Annotated in this window: 19 protein-coding genes; 8 read left to right on the top strand and 11 right to left on the bottom strand. The window is 69.5% G+C overall.

The window, feature by feature from the left end:
* Positions 1 to 7: 7 nt before the first annotated feature.
* The 9 genes from VM95_RS29955 to VM95_RS29920 all read right to left on the bottom strand — a co-directional run bounded on the left by VM95_RS29955 (position 8) and on the right by VM95_RS29920 (position 7,952).
* Positions 8 to 1,030, bottom strand: a complete 1,023-nt coding sequence (locus VM95_RS29955) for an HAD-IIIC family phosphatase (RefSeq protein ID WP_045702643.1) — start codon at positions 1,028 to 1,030, stop codon at positions 8 to 10.
* Positions 1,027 to 2,220 (bottom strand): acyl-CoA dehydrogenase family protein, encoded by a 1,194-nt coding sequence (locus VM95_RS29950; RefSeq protein WP_045702641.1) that lies wholly within the window; start codon positions 2,218 to 2,220, stop codon positions 1,027 to 1,029. The genes VM95_RS29955 and VM95_RS29950 overlap by 4 nt, the downstream gene beginning before the upstream one ends.
* Complete coding sequence (locus VM95_RS29945) at positions 2,217 to 2,471, bottom strand: phosphopantetheine-binding protein (protein WP_045702639.1); 255 nt, start codon at positions 2,469 to 2,471, stop codon at positions 2,217 to 2,219. The genes VM95_RS29950 and VM95_RS29945 overlap by 4 nt, the downstream gene beginning before the upstream one ends.
* 40 nt (positions 2,472 to 2,511) lie before the next feature.
* A complete protein-coding gene (locus VM95_RS29940; protein WP_045702637.1) occupies positions 2,512 to 3,363 on the bottom strand; it encodes a 3-hydroxyacyl-CoA dehydrogenase family protein in 852 nt (283 codons plus the stop codon).
* 20 nt (positions 3,364 to 3,383) lie between these two features.
* On the bottom strand, positions 3,384 to 5,498 hold the full coding sequence (locus VM95_RS39250) for an FkbM family methyltransferase (RefSeq protein ID WP_052707659.1): 2,115 nt from the start codon (positions 5,496 to 5,498) through the stop codon (positions 3,384 to 3,386).
* A gap of 251 nt (positions 5,499 to 5,749) precedes the next feature.
* Positions 5,750 to 5,875 (bottom strand): hypothetical protein, encoded by a 126-nt coding sequence (locus VM95_RS45325; protein WP_267884074.1) that lies wholly within the window; start codon positions 5,873 to 5,875, stop codon positions 5,750 to 5,752.
* A complete protein-coding gene (locus VM95_RS42845) occupies positions 5,872 to 6,561 on the bottom strand; it encodes a hypothetical protein (RefSeq protein WP_157882239.1) in 690 nt (229 codons plus the stop codon). The genes VM95_RS45325 and VM95_RS42845 overlap by 4 nt, the downstream gene beginning before the upstream one ends.
* Positions 6,534 to 7,463 (bottom strand): hypothetical protein, encoded by a 930-nt coding sequence (locus VM95_RS29925; protein ID WP_045702636.1) that lies wholly within the window; start codon positions 7,461 to 7,463, stop codon positions 6,534 to 6,536. The genes VM95_RS42845 and VM95_RS29925 overlap by 28 nt, the downstream gene beginning before the upstream one ends.
* Positions 7,464 to 7,610: 147 nt before the next feature.
* The gene (locus VM95_RS29920; RefSeq protein WP_244178998.1) at positions 7,611 to 7,952 is read right to left on the bottom strand and encodes a hypothetical protein; all 342 of its coding nucleotides are present in this window, start codon (positions 7,950 to 7,952) and stop codon (positions 7,611 to 7,613) included.
* A gap of 190 nt (positions 7,953 to 8,142) precedes the next feature.
* Between VM95_RS29920 and VM95_RS29915 the strand changes: the two genes are divergently transcribed.
* From VM95_RS29915 to VM95_RS29905, 3 genes are all read left to right on the top strand, one after another.
* Positions 8,143 to 8,994: a helix-turn-helix domain-containing protein gene (locus VM95_RS29915; protein ID WP_045702634.1), complete on the top strand. Its 852-nt coding sequence runs from the start codon at positions 8,143 to 8,145 to the stop codon at positions 8,992 to 8,994.
* 13 nt (positions 8,995 to 9,007) lie between these two features.
* A complete protein-coding gene (locus tag VM95_RS29910; RefSeq protein ID WP_045702632.1) occupies positions 9,008 to 9,205 on the top strand; it encodes a DUF397 domain-containing protein in 198 nt (65 codons plus the stop codon).
* Positions 9,206 to 9,313: 108 nt separating this feature from the next.
* Positions 9,314 to 9,883 (top strand): HD domain-containing protein, encoded by a 570-nt coding sequence (locus VM95_RS29905; protein WP_045702630.1) that lies wholly within the window; start codon positions 9,314 to 9,316, stop codon positions 9,881 to 9,883.
* On the opposite strand, the gene VM95_RS29900 is transcribed toward VM95_RS29905, so the two are convergent.
* Together VM95_RS29900 and VM95_RS29895 are read right to left on the bottom strand one after the other, a co-directional pair.
* The gene (locus tag VM95_RS29900; protein WP_045702628.1) at positions 9,865 to 10,332 is read right to left on the bottom strand and encodes an NUDIX hydrolase; all 468 of its coding nucleotides are present in this window, start codon (positions 10,330 to 10,332) and stop codon (positions 9,865 to 9,867) included. The two genes, VM95_RS29905 and VM95_RS29900, sit on opposite strands and share 19 nt — an antisense overlap.
* Complete coding sequence (locus tag VM95_RS29895) at positions 10,319 to 11,092, bottom strand: XRE family transcriptional regulator (protein WP_208615554.1); 774 nt, start codon at positions 11,090 to 11,092, stop codon at positions 10,319 to 10,321. Before VM95_RS29895 ends, VM95_RS29900 begins: the two co-directional genes overlap by 14 nt.
* Positions 11,093 to 11,188: 96 nt before the next feature.
* Between VM95_RS29895 and VM95_RS29890 the strand changes: the two genes are divergently transcribed.
* The 5 genes from VM95_RS29890 (at position 11,189) to VM95_RS29870 (ending at position 15,729) form a co-directional block, all read left to right on the top strand.
* Positions 11,189 to 11,884 carry an HAD family hydrolase gene (locus VM95_RS29890; RefSeq protein ID WP_045702624.1) on the top strand — a complete coding sequence of 232 codons (696 nt, stop codon included), beginning with the start codon at positions 11,189 to 11,191 and terminating at the stop codon, positions 11,882 to 11,884.
* A gap of 81 nt (positions 11,885 to 11,965) precedes the next feature.
* Positions 11,966 to 12,868 (top strand): phosphotransferase, encoded by a 903-nt coding sequence (locus tag VM95_RS29885; RefSeq protein ID WP_045702621.1) that lies wholly within the window; start codon positions 11,966 to 11,968, stop codon positions 12,866 to 12,868.
* The gene (locus VM95_RS29880) at positions 12,825 to 13,898 is read left to right on the top strand and encodes a hypothetical protein (protein ID WP_244178997.1); all 1,074 of its coding nucleotides are present in this window, start codon (positions 12,825 to 12,827) and stop codon (positions 13,896 to 13,898) included. The genes VM95_RS29885 and VM95_RS29880 overlap by 44 nt, the downstream gene beginning before the upstream one ends.
* Before the next feature lie 10 nt (positions 13,899 to 13,908).
* Positions 13,909 to 14,583, top strand: coding sequence for a histidine phosphatase family protein (locus VM95_RS29875; protein WP_045702617.1), 675 nt, complete (start codon positions 13,909 to 13,911; stop codon positions 14,581 to 14,583).
* A gap of 9 nt (positions 14,584 to 14,592) precedes the next feature.
* Positions 14,593 to 15,729: a hypothetical protein gene (locus tag VM95_RS29870; protein ID WP_045702615.1), complete on the top strand. Its 1,137-nt coding sequence runs from the start codon at positions 14,593 to 14,595 to the stop codon at positions 15,727 to 15,729.
* The last annotated feature ends 116 nt before the right edge of the window (positions 15,730 to 15,845 follow it).

Raw genomic sequence — 15,845 nt, 5'->3', positions numbered from 1 at the left:
CGGCGCGTCAGCCCTTGACCAGGACGGTCATGTACGGCGGGTCGTCCTGGACCCGCGAGTAGTCGTTCTCCAGCACGGAAACCCCGTCGCGCTGCTCCAGCTCGCGGAACCCGGAGAACTTGTAGGTGATGTACATCGTCCGGTTGCGGTCGGTCGGGACGAACTCGGCCCGCAGCCGCACGCCGGCCGAATGCGCCTGCCGGATCAGGTGGTTGAGCAGGACGGCGCCGACGCCGCGGGCCATCACCCGGCAGGACATCAGCAGCAGCTTGACCGTCCACGCCTCGGCGCCGCGCTCGACGAGGGCGAGGCCGATGGTGCCGTAGCCGCCGTAGACGTCCTCCAGCTCGGCGACCAGCAGGTCGTGGTCGGGCGAGCTGCGGAAGGCGTCCAACTCCTCGTAGGAGTAGGTGTATCCGGTGGCGTTGAGCTGGTTGGTGCGGACGGTCAGCTCCTCGGCCCGCTGGAGGTCGTCCTCCTGGGCGGGCGCGATGGTGAACCGCATGGCGAGCTTGGCCAGGAACTCCTCGGAGGTGCCCCGGTGGCCCTGCTCGGCCTGCTTGCGCTGCTCGTCCGCCTGGTACAGGTGGCGCCGGGCGCGCGAGTCGGCGGTGACGAACCGCGGGTTCATCCGGGGCAGTTCGGGGATCGAAGCGGCCTCGGCGGCGTCGATGCAGAGCACCTGGGGGTGCGCGAAGGCGACCTCGTCCCGCTCGAAGGGCTGGTCGTCGACGAAGGCCAGGGTGTCGATGCCGATGTTCAGCCGGCGGGCGATCTCGGCGACCGCCTCGGACTTGCTGCCCCAGCCGATCTGCGGGTGCAGGAAGTACTCGGCGACGCCGAGCTCGACCAGCTTGGCCCAGGCGGCGTCGTGGTCGTTGCGGCTGGCGACCGAGTGCAGGATGCCGCGCTCGTCGAGGGTGCGGATCACGTCCAGCACGGCCGGGCGGACGGTGACCTCGCCGTCCTCCAGCAGGATCCCGTCCCACAGGGTGTGGTCGAGGTCCCACACCACGCACTTCACCGTCATCGGTCTCTCCTCACTGCGTCGGCCGTCACCGCGTCCGCGTGCGGGCGGCGGGCCCGGGCGGACTCCTGGAACGCGTACTCGGCCAGGCCGGTCTGGTGGAGCTGGGTGCTGCCCTCGATGACCTCCATGACCTTGGCGTCGCCGAGCAGGCGCTGCGCCGGGTAGTCGGGGCCGCAGCCGTTGGCGCCGTGGATCTGCACGGTGTCCGAGGCGGCCCGGACGGCGGCGGTGGAGGCGAAGTACTTGGCCGTCGAGGCGGCGGCCAGGGCGCCGGGGTCGCGGGCGTCGCGCAGCCGGCCGGCCTCCAGGCAGAGCAGCCGGGCGGCCTGCCGGTCCGCGTACATCGTGCTGACCATCCGGCGGACCAGCTGGTGCTCCTTGATCGGCGCGCCGAAGGCCTCGCGGCGCCCGGCGTAGTCGACGGAGGCGGCCAGGCAGGCGTCGAGGATGCCGACGCTGCCCCAGGCGACGGTGTAGCGGCCGAGGTCCAGGGCCGCGCCGGCCACGTGCGAGACCCCGAGGCCGGGGCGGCCGAGCAGGTTCTCGCCGGGGACGGCGCAGCCGTCGAACCACACGTCGGCGGTCATCGAGGCGCGGATGCCGATCAGGTCGGTGATCAGCGCGGTGCGCAGGCCCGGGGTGCCGCGCTCCACGAGGACGGCGGTCGGGCCCTCGGCGGAGCGGCCGACCACCAGCAGGAGGTCGGCCGTCTCGCCGTAGGTGATCCACTTCTTGTGGCCGTCCAGCCGCCAGCCCTCGCCCTCGCGGGTGAGGGCGGTGGCGACGGCGGCCATGTCGCTGCCGGCGCCGGGCTCGGAGACGGCCAGCGCGGCGGTGAGCTCGCCGGTGGCGAGCCGGGGCAGCCAGCGCTCGCGCTGCTCCCGGCTGCCCCAGCGCCCGATCGCGTGCGCGACCATGGTGTGCACGGTCAGCAGGCTGCGGATCGAGGAGCAGGCGCGGCCCAGTTCGCCTGCCAGCAGACCGAGTTGGACGGCGTCGCGGCCGAGGCCGCCGTACTCGGCGGGGATGGCGAGGCCCATCCAGCCGGTGTCGGCGAGCGCCTTGACGACGGCCGGCTCGGTGCGCTGGGCGCGGTGGGCCGGGTCGGCGTGCGGGGCGATCTCGGCGTCGGCGAAGGCCCGGAACTCCTCCAGGGCGCTTCGCTGGTCGTCGGTCAGCAGGCCGTTCACGACGCGGCGGTGGCGGCCAGCTTGCGGCCGACGAACGCCTCCAGGGCGCCGATCGAGCGGAAGTTGTCGAGCTCCAGGTCCTCGTTCTCGACGACCACGTCGAACTCGTGCTCGACGAAGGTGACCAGCTGCATCGCGAACATCGAGCTGACGAAGCCCAGCGCGAAGAGGTCGTCGTCGTCCTTGAGGTCCGTCACCGGGAAGAAGCCGGAGAGGTAGTGGGCGATCCGGGCCTTGGCGTCGGTGGCCATGGTTGCGGGTCCTGTCCTGTCGTGTGGCGGGGAGGGTTTGTCAGTGGTAGCTGTGGAAGCCCTGGCCGCTCTTGCGGCCGAGCAGGCCCGCGGCGACCATCTTCTTGAGCAGGGGGGCGGGCCGGTACTTGTCGTCGTTGAAGCTCTCGTAGAGCACCTCGACGGACTTGAGGATGGTGTCCAGGCCGATCAGGTCGGCGGTGGCCAGCGGGCCCATCTTGTGGTCGAAGCAGGTGCGGAAGATCCGGTCGATGTCCTCCGCGTTCGCGACGCCGTCCTGCACCAGGAAGACCGCCTCGTTGATGGTGAGCATCAGGACGCGGTTGGAGACGAAGCCGGGGACGTCCTCGACGACGATGCGCTCCTTGCCCATCCCGGCCAGGAAGCGGGTCGCGGTGTCGATGGTCTCGGGCGTGGTGTGGTAGCCGCGGATCACCTCGACCATCGGCTTCATCGGCACCGGGTTCATGAAGTGCATGCCGACGACCCGCTCGGGCCGGCCGGTGACCGAGCCGACCCGGGTGATGGAGATCGCCGAGGTGTTCACCGCGAAGACCACCTCGGGGCGGCAGATCGCGTCGATCCGGCGGTAGACCTCCTCCTTGACCGCCCAGTCCTCGGTGGTGTTCTCGACCACGAAGTCGGCGTCGGCCAGGCGCTGGTAGTCGAGGGTGAACTCGATCCGGCCCAGCACCTCCGCCGGGTCGACCCTGCTGCCCGGGTTGAGCAGCCGGAACGACCGCAGGCTGGTGCGCAGTTCGGCCCTGGCGCGGTCCAGCACCGCCTCGGAGACGTCCACCAGGACGACCCGGTGGCCGGTCTGCGCGAGGTTCTGCGCGACCCCGACGCCCATGACACCGGCGCCCACGACGCCGACGGTCGCGAATTCCATCTCTGCTTCCATGTCTGCTCCTAGCGGCTCTCGCCACGCGTGGCGTAGATGTTGAAGATGTCGGTGCCGCGGTACAGCTCGTCCTGCTCGGCGAGCACGGTGAAGCCGTGGCCGGTCAGCAGCTCGGTCAGCCGGGCCACGCGGCCGTCGCCGTCGTGCGCCTCCAGCACCATCTGCCGGATCTTCGGCCAGTCCTCGTCGGCGATGCCGGCGATGACCTGGTGCTCGCTCTTCTGCACGTCGATCTTGATCAGGTCGATCCGCTCGATGCCCTGCTCGCGGATCACCGCGCTCAGCGGGCGCAGCGTCGCCGTGAACGGGATCGCCTCGAAGCGGACGTCCATCAGCTCCTCGGCGTACGCGCCGAGCTGGTCGATCTCGTCGGCGGCGCCGGCCTCGCGCTGGTTGGCGATGATCGTGCGCAGGTTGTGCTTCTCCTCGGCCTCGTCCGGGTGGAACGAGGACATGCCGGAGCTGCGCGGGTAGAAGGTGAACTCGGCGGTGCCCTCGGCGTCCGAGGCGCCCGCGTTGATCAGCGTGGCGTTCACGCCGTGGTCGGCGACGTTGCGGCTGAGCAGCTCGAACATCGGCGGGGCCGGCTCGAAGGTGTAGACCTTGACGTCCTTGGCCTCGTAGTGCGCGAACAGCGTGAACAGGCCGATGTTGCCGCCGACGTCGACCACCGTGGCGCCGTCGGTGATGGTGATGCCGTGCTTGGCGTAGGTGCGGTGGTCGAAGATGTCCTCGTAGAAGTGCCTGGTCTCGGCCTCGTTCTGGTGCGTGACCCAGAGGCCGTTCGGCAGCTGGAAGCGCGGGCGCTCGGCGCTGCCGGTCTCCGAGGACGCGGCGTCGACGGCGAGTTCGGTGCCGCTGCGGCGGGCGTCGATGACGGCGGCGAGCTTGGCGACGGTCGGCGTCTCGTACACCTGACGGAGCGCCAGCTCGACGTCGAAGGCGCGCGAGACGCGCAGCAGCAGGCGGGTGGCGAGCAGCGAGTTGCCGCCGGTCTCGAAGAAGCTGACGTCGACCGGGATCTCGTCGACCGGCAGCAGCTTGGCCCAGATCTCGGTCAGCGTGCGCTCGGTGTCGGACAGTCCGGCGTCGGGGGCTTCGGTCCTCTCCTCGCCGGCCAGCTTCGCCTGCGCCTGGCGCAGCACCTCGGCGTCGTCCCGGCGCTCCAGCGGGTGCCGCATCGAGGCGACCACACCGGCCGAACCGCCCCGGACGGCGGCGGCCAGGCTGCTCAGGGTCTGCCCGGGGCCGGCCTCCAGCAGCTGCCGCCCGTCGCCCAGCTCGCGCAGGCCGTCCGCGAACCGCACCGGGCTGACCAGGTGCTCGGCCCAGTAGCCCGGGTCGGTGGCCTGCGCGTCGGTGATCCAGGTGCCGGTCACGTTGGAGACGTACGGGATCGTCGGCGCGTTCAGCGTGAGCCCGGCGGCCAGCGCGGTGACCTGCTCGACCAGCGGGCGCATCATCGCGGAGTGGAAGGCGTGCGTGGAACGCACCGGACGGGTGACCACGCCCTCGACGCGCAGCCGGTCGTGCAGCTGCTGGACGTCCTCGGCGGGGCCGGCGACCACGCAGAACTCGGGGCCGTTGACGGCCGACAGCGACAGCCGCTCGCCGAGCAGGCCCGCCAGCTCCTCCTCCGGCAGCATCACGGCGAGCATCCGGCCGGCCGGCGAGGCCTCGATCAACTTGGCGCGGCGGGCGACCAGGGTGAGCGAGTCCTCCAGCGACAGCACGCCGGCCAGGCAGGCGGCCACGTACTCGCCGAGGCTGTAGCCGATCATCGCCTCGGGCTCGACGCCCCAGGACGCCCACAGCTTGGCCAGCGCGTACTCGACGGCGAACAGCGCGGGCTGGGCCACCTCGGTGCGGTTCAGCCGCTGCTCCTGCGCGCTCTCCTCGCGCTCGTCGCGGCCGAGCATCCGGCGCAGGTCGAGGCCCTCGGCGGGCTTCTGCTCGGCCGGCTCCGCACTGAAGAGGACGGTGCGCAGGTCGAGCCCGAGCTCGGGCTCCAGCAGCTCGGCACAGCGGTCCAGCTCGGCCCGGAACACCGGGAACTCGCGGTAGAGGTCCCGGCCCATGTCGAGGTAATGGTCACCGAGGCCGGGAAACATGAAGACGGTCATGCCACTCCTTGCACAAGGAAGCGAAAGGTGCGATCCGCGGAGGGGGGATCACTCGGCTCGAAAAGAAGTTCCGGAGCCCCGGTTGGGCACACTTCACCAACCCTGGGAGAAGCTTCTTGGCTGGGCCGGAATTTGTCAAGACCGGTTTTCGGGAGTTTTTGAAGGGGGGGTTGATAAAGAGAAAAACGCCTCCGGCCGACCATCTCCTGATTTCTCTGGAGACAGTCGGCAGAAGGCGTTTCTTAAGGTGTTCAGCCGAGGGTGTCGAGGACGTCCTGCGGGTGGTAGTGCACCCGGCCGCAGACCTTGTAGCGGCGCCAGGAGTGCTTGTTGGCGAGCCAGTAGACGGTGCCGCTGGGCACCTTCCAGAGCGTCACGATGTCACCGACGCGGAAGCCCTCCTCGGCCGGCGCAGACTGCTCCATTGTTCCGTGGCCCATGTGTGCTCCTTGGTGTGAGTGCAGCGGATCTGCGAGCCGGTCCGGGAGTCCTGCGGGCGCAGGACGGCCTCCAGCTCGCCCGGGCAGCCGTCCTCCGGGCAGCGCGAGACGGTGATCCGGCGGGTCGGCACCGCGGTTTCCAGCCGCTGCAGCCGGGCGAACGCCCGGAACAGCTCGGCGGTGAATTCACCGACCGCCTCGTGCCGGTCGATCCAGTTCTGGTGACGCAGCAGGAATTCCGCCATCGCGGGCACCGTTCGGGCCGGTGCGGAAACCTCGCGCTCGTCGACGATCAATTGCGACCAGGCGGCCAGGAATCCCCGGACGTCGGCCCGGGCGTCGACCGCGGCGCCGTTCAGCGGAATTCCGATGTTGCGGCCGCCGGAAACCCTTTCGACCTGCTTCGCCTGGGCGTTCAGCAGCCGGTCGCTCTCCCGGTACAGCCGCGGGAGGCGGCCGAGCTGGTGGTGCACCCGGTTGCGGCAGGGGCGGCACAGCAGGGTCCCGGCGTCGGCCGGGCGCGGCTGCGGCTCACCGCCCTCGGGGTCGCGCCCGCAGCCGGCGGCGACGCAGCGGCGGATCGTGCCGGCGGTGGTCAGTTCATCCCGGGTGTCGGTGCGCACAGCTGTCCTCCCTTCGAGCCGAGCAGTCCGTGCCGGACGACGCCGAGGCCCCGCACCAGCGCGATCTCGTACAGCCGGCTGGCGAGCGCGACCTCCAGGCCGGGCACGCCGCGCAGGTCCACCAGGACGCTCTCACCGGCGAACTCCCAACCCGCGCGCGGCCGGCACAGTTGCTCGCCGAGCGCCATCGGCTCGGGCGCGACCCGGTAGCCGGCCCGGACCGGCACGGCAGTCCGCTCCCTGGCCGCCGACAGATCGTCGACCAGGATCCGGCCGACCGCGCGGGTCAACGACTCGGCCGGCTGCTCGCCGGTGGCGTTGATCAGCACCGCTCCGCGGGCCAGCATCCCCAGCTCCACCTTCCGGTAGGTGGCCTCCGGCAACCCGGGGGCGAGCACCACCAGATCGGTACCGAGCAGCGCCCGTTCGAGTTCGACGGGCCGGGACAGCATCAGCCCCCGGTCGGCGGCGTGCGCGGTCAGCTTCGGCGTCGGCCAGCCCTGCTCGCCGTGCGACGGCCACAGCGCGACCTCGCCGAGGTTCACCACGTGGTTGACCAGCGCGGTCAGCAACCCGGCGACCGGGGCTCCGGTGCCGATCACCGCCGCGGTGGCCACCCGGGCCGCCAGCAACTCCCTGGCGGCCAGGGCGGCCATCGCGGCCACCGCCAGCGAGCGCAGCACGGCACGCGGCAGCAGGCAGACCCCACCCACCCGCTCGTCGTGCAGCATCACCCGCTCCGGATGCTCGGTCGCCGCCAGCCGGCTCCCCCGCCGTGCGTCCGGCTGGTCGGCTCCGAGCGCGCTGCGCCGCAGCGCGTCGGCGGCCAGCGCCACCAGGTCGGCGTCGCCGAAGGCGACGAGACAGTCCCGCTCGTCGATCTCCACCGTCGCGTACCCCATCGGACCTGCCCCCTGTCGCCGTGCCTGTTCCCCCGCAGGACACACCATCCCGGGGACAGCTATCCGGGCCCTATCAGGCCCCCGAAGGAGCCACGGATAGCGATCCGATGGCGCGACGACAGCACAGGGCGGTAGCGACGGCCGACGTCAGGCCGCTTCGCCCCGGTCCAACGCGGCGCCACCCGGCTCCGCGAGCCACACCAGCCGCGCACTGACCCCCGGCCGCCGCCCGAAGTGCCGGAGGACGCGCTCGGGCGACGCGAGGGTCATCCGCGTCCGCCCGTCGATCCCGATCACGTGCGCGCGCCCGTCCTCGTCGGCGAGCCCCCAGGCCACGACCCACCCATCGGCGTCTTCACGCCCCTCGCCACACACCTGGACGACGGCGAACAGCCGGGGCGCACTGTCGAGCACGAGCCCGCACAGCTCCTGCTCGAACGGCATCGAGACCTTGTTCGGAAGGGGGTTTTGCGACGGCGCAGCAGTCATGGAAATCTCCTACGTGAACGGGAGTTGGACGCTGCGCTGCCGCCACCACGGGCAGCGATCGTCCCTGACGCAGGATCAAAAGTAGCCAGTCGGTAGTATGTAGTCCACCGCCTCCGAGGAATTCGTATCATCACCCACTCCCAAGGGTGACGGTCGGCTACGTCGGCGGTCGAGAGCGAGGAGTCAGCGGATGCCGCCCAGCAAGACCCCGCCGAGCATCCGGCAGCGGCGACTCGGCGCGGAGCTGCGCCGGTTGCGCGAGCAGGCAGGGCTGTCGGTCACGCGAGCCGGGGAGCTGCACGGCACCCCGCAGTCCCGGATCAGCAACATCGAATCCGGCGGATACCCGGTGAGCGCGGACCGGGTGCGGACCTTGGCCCGTCTCTACGGCTGCGTGGATGACACCTTGATCGACGCGCTGACCCGCATGACGGGCGGCCGCACCCGTGGCTGGTGGGAGGAGTACCGCGAGATCCTCCCGGCCGGAGCCCTCGACCTGGCCGAACTCGAGCACCACGCGCAATCGATGCGGATCGCTTCAGCCATTCACGTCCCGGGACTCCTCCAGACCCCGGAACACGCTCGCGCACTCTTCCGAGATGTCGTCCCACCCCTCTCGCCGCCGGAAGTGGAACATCTCGTCTCCCACCGCATCAAGCGACAGGGAGTGCTCTACGGCGAACAACCGATCCCGCTGTCCGCCGTCGTCCACGAGGCCGCCTTGCGCATGGGCTTCGGCGGTCCGAAGGTCGCCCGGGAGCAGTTGGAACACCTGGTGACCATGAGCGAGCAACCTCACATCGACCTGAGGGTGATCCCGTTCGGCACCGGCAGCTACCCCAGTTCCGGGGCCGGGATCGTGTACTTCAACGCCGAGGTTGCACGATTGGACAGTGTCCAGGTTGATGGAGACAGGTCCGAGTTCATCGACACCGAGCCGCAGTTGATCAAATATCGAGCTGTGATGGATCGGTTGGCGACAAGTGCGCTCGAGCCTGATGCATCCCGCGACCTCATCCGCCGTATCGCCCAGAGCGCCTAAGAGAGGACCGACCATGGCCGTTCACGACTGGCAGAAGTCCTCATTCAGCGGCGACGCCGCCAACTGCATATACGTCTCAGCACTCACCGACTGCACCCTCAGGATCCGCGAGAGCGATGACCCCGACGTCATCCTCACCACCACGCCCGCCTCACTCCGCGCCCTCCTACGCGGCATCCAGGCAGGCGAATTCGACCATCTGGCCCAGTAGTTCACGCCCTCAACGCTTCGGGCCCGCCGCGAAGGTTCGCGGCGGGCCCGGGGCAGCCGATCTGGCTGCTGCGCGCGTACAGGTACTCAGCACGGGAACCATGAGCCCATGAGCGAAGAGCCGACCTCATGGGCAAGAACGCTGGCGATGAACCAGCTTGCCGAGTCGCTGCCACGACGCTGGTCACACACTCAGGGCGTGGCAGAGCGAGCGGTCCGCCTCGAACGAGTTCTCGGCCATCAGACCCGACTCCTCACCTGTGCCGCTCTGCTCCACGATGTTGGTTACGCACCGGGAGTGGCGACAACAGGGTTCCACCCACTCGATGGTGCGCGGTTCCTCCGTGACGTCCATGGGGCCGATGACCAGCTCACGCGGTTGGTGGCGAACCACTCGTTCGCGCTGCTCGAAGCCGAGGAGCGCGGTCTCCGAGAAGTGCTGGAGGTCGAGTTCCCGCTGCTGGAGGACCAGCGATTGGTCGACTCCCTGGTGTGGTGCGACATGACGACGACACCCGCCGGTAGCCCGACCACCGCCGAGGCACGCGTTGCGGAGATCCTCAGCCGTTACGGGGCGGAGAGCGTGGTGGGGCGGTTCATCGGTCGGGCGTCGCCGGGGATCTTCGCGGCGGTTGAACGGGTGGAGGCGTCGCTGGCGGCTCAGTCGAGGCGGGGGTAGGTGCCGGCGAGGTAGTCGCCGATCTGCTGGCGCATGCTGGGGTGGATGTCGTACTGGCCGAGGTCAGCGGGCTGAACGAAGCGGACGCCATCGGCCTCGTCGTTGATCGTGGGCTCGCCGCCGACCGGGCGGCCGATGTAGGTGTTCTCGTACTGCTGGCGGATCTCGCCATCGGTGTAGGCGACGATGTGGTTCGGGTTGGTGTAGACGCCGAGGAAGCCGGTGATCTCGGCCTGGATGCCGGTCTCCTCCACGCACTCGCGCACCGCGCACTCGGCGGCGGTCTCGCCGATGTCCTGGGCGCCGCCGGGCAACGCCCACTGTCCCGTGTCCCGGCGGCGCTGCAACAGGATGGCACCGGAGTCGTCGACGACGAGCAGATTGCTTGCAGGGATAAGGGTGTTGGCCTTGGGGGCGTTGGGGTCGTTGTAGTACTCAGTCCTGCCCATCTGCGGCGGTCCCCTCCTGGTCGGGCATCCAGGGCCGCGCGTGGGCCCAGACTGCTTCGAAGCTCTGAGCGTAGTTGTCGAACCAGCCGGTGGTGTCCACTCGCTTGAGGTGGAGCAGGGGGTTGGCACTGGCCGGCTGGCCGAAGATGTGCGGGTTGACCAGCAGGTTGTCGTCATAGCGGAAGAGGGAGTTGTACAGGGTGGTGTCGTGAAGCCTCACCTCGCAGCCCTCTTCTGGGAGTAGACAGCGGTAGTAGGTGAGGGAGGCTCGGATCTTGGCCGCGAGGGTGTCGCCGATGCCCTCCTCGCGGCCTCTGGTCGCGGCCGCACGCCCGCTCGGATCTCCGAAGCACAGCCGCACTCGAACGCCACGGCCGGCCCGTTCGGCCAACATCTTGGCGACGTGCGGATTGGATTGGGCGAAGAACGTCCCGGAGAAGACGAGCACGTCGATCCGCTGCCGGGCCTCCTGCAGCAGGGTCAGCCAGGTCTCGCGAGGCACGCTGGCCCGGTTCTGGTGGGTACCGATGAGCTCGGTGCCCAACCCTCCGGTCCCCCGCCCTGCACGGGGCTGCGGGTCCGGCCAGAGGAAGCTCTCCTCCACCCGCAGGAGCCGGGCGGCACGGAAGCGGTGCCTCGGGTGGGGCAAGCGTCCGCCGAGCCAGCGACCCACGGTCTTGGGGTCCACTTCGCAGGCTTCGGCGAGCATCTTTGGCTCCACGCCTCGCTGAGCGAGTACGGAGTGAAGTCGCTCGTTCACGGAGGCCATACAAGCCGAGCGCGGCACGGCCGCGCAAGGACGTTGTGGGTCGTTTCGCCGGAGCTGACGGCCCGACAAGATGTCTACTCTGTCGGCATGCAGCTCATCGTCCTGTGGGATATCGACCACACGCTCATCGAGAACGCCGGGGTGAGCAAGGAGATCTACGCTGCCGCATTCGCCTCGTTGACCGATGCCCCAGCAACCGTGCAAGCGTCGACGGAGGGCCGTACGGACCGCTTGATCATGCGCGACATGTTCCGCAGACACGATCTCCCGGAGCCCGACTGGCCGATCACCGAAGCCGCCCTCGCCCGGGCCGGCCAGGAACACTTCGGCGAACTGCGTCGACGCGGGATGGCACTTGCGGGTGTGCGCGACGCCCTCAAGGCCGCGCGCAACCAGACCGATTGGGTGTCATCGGTACTGGCCGGCAACATCGCGGCGAATGCCCGCGTGAAGCTGTCAGCTTTCGATCTCGATCCGCTGCTGGATCTCGGCGTCGGCGCTTATGGCGCCGACGCCGAGCAGCGTGCCGACCTGGTAGCCGTCGCACGCCGGCGTGTTCACCGCCACCGCGGACTGCCCAGCGGCACACCGGTCGTCCTGATCGGCGACACGCCACGGGACGTCGAGGCAGCCCTCACCACCGGCTGCGGGATCATCGCGGTGGCTTCCGGCATCCACGACCGGGCCGAGCTGGAGGCAGCGGGTGCTCCCGTGGTCCTCCCGGACCTGTCGGACACGGCGGACCTCCTTGCTCTGCTGGAAAGCGTTCCAGGACGTCCCTGAGCCGTCCACGTACGCGGTGACGCGGTCCTCGAATGCTGCGACACGATCCTCTCAAACTCGGCGCCACGGAAGGACGGATGGATGAGCGACTGGGAGTTCGTGAAGGACAGAACCGCCACCCAAGGCGCTGTGTGGCGATCGGCGGATGGCCTGCTCTACAAGCGGACCGGTGGCGAGGACCTGCGGGCAGAGACCGAGTTTCAGCAGCTGGCCGTCGGCCTCGGCTATCCCGTCCCGGAGATCGTCGACAGCGGGCTTGAGGACGAGGGCTACTTCGTCGTCGAGCGAGCCATCGGCGAGACCTCGTTGCACGAGGAAGCCATGGCCGACGCCAAGCGGGACGGTCAGGTCAGCTGTCAGGTCATCAGTACGGCGGCTGCCGTGGCATCGAAGCTCCTGCAGGCCCAGGCGAGGCACCCCCTCCCCGCCATGCCGTGGTTCGAGAAGGCCGCCTTCGCGGCCGAGGTCTTCGAGGAGAACCCGGACTTCGACACCCCGCGAGTCCACGCGGCGGTCAAGCACGCCCTCGACCGGCTGGCACAACTGCCGATGGCGCACGGGCACCTGGACTACGGCCTGCCCAACGTCCTGCAGGCCGGGGTCATCGACTGGCAGCACCACGGACCGATCCCGCTCGGCTACGACGTCTACCCCGCGCTCGACATCGTGGCCTTCAAGGGCGGCGGCAAGGGCTACACGATCAGCCCGGAACAGCGCGCCGCCTACATCGCCGCGCTCGACGGGACCACCGCATCCCTGGTCGAGAAGCGGGTGAGCGAGCACCTGGGCGACTTCCTGATGGTCAAGTGTTTCTTCTTCCTCGCCCTCATGCGGCCCACCGACCCCGCGCGGCACGACAAGCACATCAAGTGGCAGTACCGCCGCACCCTGTTCACGATGGGACTCGATCAGTATGAGTCGTCCGACACGATCGACACCGGTGTCTTCCCCACTCTGGAACGGTTCACCGCTGAACACCGGTAGGCCGGTCCCCACCGTCCGCGACCGCGACTACCTGTTGGACCACCACGGAGTCGTCTTCAAGGTCATCGGCGACAGCCACCCCGGCAGCCACTACCTCGGCTACGTCAAGTACCACCCCGACGAGAAGGGCGACCGGCGGCTGTTCGGCCAGACCTACCGGCAGAACAGCGTCGTGTCGAAGTCCTTCGGCATCCTGGCCGGCAGGCCGGAGTGCTACGTCTACTCCGACACCCTCGGCTGTGTCATCACCGGAATCCCGCGCGAGGACGTGGCCGTCCACTACTCCTGCCGCCAGGCGCTCACCGCCATCCACAAGGAGCCCGGCGCGGTCGCCGACAACTCGGCTGGCAAGGACCTCCTGGCGATCACCGAGTGGATCACTGCAAACGGCGCCCAGGGCCTGATCGGCGTCACCGGCTCCTTTCTCGTCGGCTGCTTCAACGAGCGCTCGGACATCGACCTGGTCTGCTACGGGCCGGAGGGCTACCACGTCGCCCAGGAACTGTTCCAGCAGGCCGACCTGATCCGGCCCTACGACGGGGACGACCTCACCCGGCTGTACATCCGCCGGGCCAAGTACATGGAGGGCAGCTCCTTCGACGCCCTCATGAAACAGGAACGCCGCAAGCTCCAAGGACTGACCGCAGGCGTCGGCGCGCACATCAACTGCGAGCCCATCCGCTCCGACCGCGACAGGACCTTCGCCCGGATCTCCTCCAAGGAGATCGGCGAGATCTCCCTCCTCGCGGAGATCACCGACCACGCCGAGGGCCTCACCACCCCGGCCGTGTACGGGATCAAGGTCAGGACCATCCTCAGCTCGACCATCGACGAGGCCGACTCCTTCGCCCGCCGGATCACCCACATGCGCTCGTACCTCGGCGCCTACACCGGTGCGTTCCGATCCGGCGACACCGTGCACCTGTCCGGCAAGCTCGTCCACACCCAGGACGGCGACCACAGCGGCTTCGGCATCGAACTCACCCCCTGGACGGTCAGCGGCTCCTACGTCGCCAACCTCGCCGGATAGGAGCCTTGTCTTGCCCCTGCTCGTCGTCCGACACGCAGAGTCCGTCGAGAACGCCGACAAGTACAACGGCTTCTACCAGGACCCCCGCCCCTACAGCGGACCCGCCGCGCACACCATCTCCCGCACCATCGTCGGCCTGACCCCCCGCGGCTTCCGGCAGGCCCAGTGGCTGGCCGGCGTCCTGCCGGAAATCGTCGGCCCGGAGCCGCACGTCTACACCTCGACATACCGCCGGGCGATCGACACCGCCGCGATCGCCCTGCCCGACCTCCCCAACGGGTGGCCTCTGGAGACCGCGCTCCTGGACGAGCAGCACTACGGCGACGCCACCTACATGACCAAGCGCGAGCTCTACGACAGCTACCCCGAGCTCGCCGAGGACCGCCGCCTGCGCAAGCACATCTGGACCGCGCCGGGCGGCGGCGAATCGCTCGCCGAGGGCGTGCTCGAGCGGGCCGCCGAGTTCGCCGCCCTCGCCCGGGCCGAACTCCAGGAATCGCGCGCCGTTGTCGCCTTCACCCACCAGACCGCCGCGGTGGCCCTTCGATCCCTGCTCGAAGCCCGCACCCTGCCCGAGGTCCTCGCCGAGGAGCGGAAGGGCAAGATGCCCAACGCCACGATCCTCCACTACGAACTGCGAGACGGCCGGTTCACCCGGACGGGAACCACCACCCCGCCGATCTAGGAGGAGCCTGTGCGACACCTGTTCCTCAACGGGCCCGTCCAGAACGGCCCCTTCACCTTCGACACCCGCCCCGGCAAGGCCGTGGGCATTCGCCTTGCCGCCGCTCTCAACGCCATCCTGGGCTTACCGCCCGCACCCCACCTGTGGAACACCGTGACCCTCGCCGGAGACCTCCGCCACCGCCAGGCCGAGGGCCCGATGATCCCCCGCCAACGGTTCGAGGCCGACCTGATTGCCGCCAAGTACCCGTCCGGACAGCCCCCGGTGGGCGGCACCCTGACCGATACCGACGTGGAGGTCGCCAATCTCGCGCTGGAGATGATCGAGATCAACCTTCGCGCCGGCGCCCTCACCATCAGCCGCGAGACCGTCCCCACCTGTCGGGCCTGCGGTCACATGACCGGCACCGGCAGCCACCCCTGCAACGCCTGCGGCAGCACCGACACCCAGGACCGCACCGGCCTCCACCTCGTCACCGAACACGCGAAGGACCGCCCCGTCCTCGACCGCTCCGACATCCACGCAAGCCACCGCCAGCAGCCCAAGCACCTCCAGCACACCGCCGCCAACGTCGCCCAGCGCCTGATCCTCTCCCGAACCCGCCACCACGGCATCGACCTCTCGCCGCTCGGCCTCAACGGGCTCGTCCTCGACCCACGGGTCGGCATCCACGCCACCGTCCTCGCCGCAGCCCGGCTACACAAAGCGGACACGGCCGTCATGACCGTCACCGAGAACGCGGCCAACCACATCGCCGCCCACGGCCAGCACTTCCGCCAACACGACGGCATCCGGCTTCAGTACACCCTGCACGGCCACCTCCCGTACGACCACGCGGCAAGCCTGCAACCGCTGTACGAGGCCTACCGAGCCACCCAGGAGATCAAAGATGGCTTCGACGAGTGGTTCCTTCCGCTCCTCTCCCTGAGGGCCAAGACCGGCACCCGGCTGGACCAACTTCCCGCATTCTTCAAGCACTACATGCGGGCACACCTGACTCAACCCGCTGAGGCCGACGAATCCCTCCTCGACGCCGTACGACATTCGATCTCTGTCGGCGGCACCGAATGGATCACAGACAAGCAGGCGCTGGCCAACGTGATGGCCACTCACAGAAGAGTGTCGGCCGTCACTGCAGAAATCTGAGATTCCGCCCCGACTCTTCCGGGCGCCCGCTCGAGTCGAGCGGGCGCCCGGAACCGCTTCCTGTTCGTCCGGCCGTTGGCAGGACCGGGTGGGGGGTGGGGGGTGGGGGGGGGGGG

Origin of the sequence: Streptomyces rubellomurinus (assembly GCF_000961885.1) — a bacterium.
In the GTDB taxonomy this organism is placed as follows: domain Bacteria; phylum Actinomycetota; class Actinomycetes; order Streptomycetales; family Streptomycetaceae; genus Kitasatospora; species Kitasatospora rubellomurina.
This window is presented reverse-complemented; position numbering and strand designations above follow the sequence as displayed.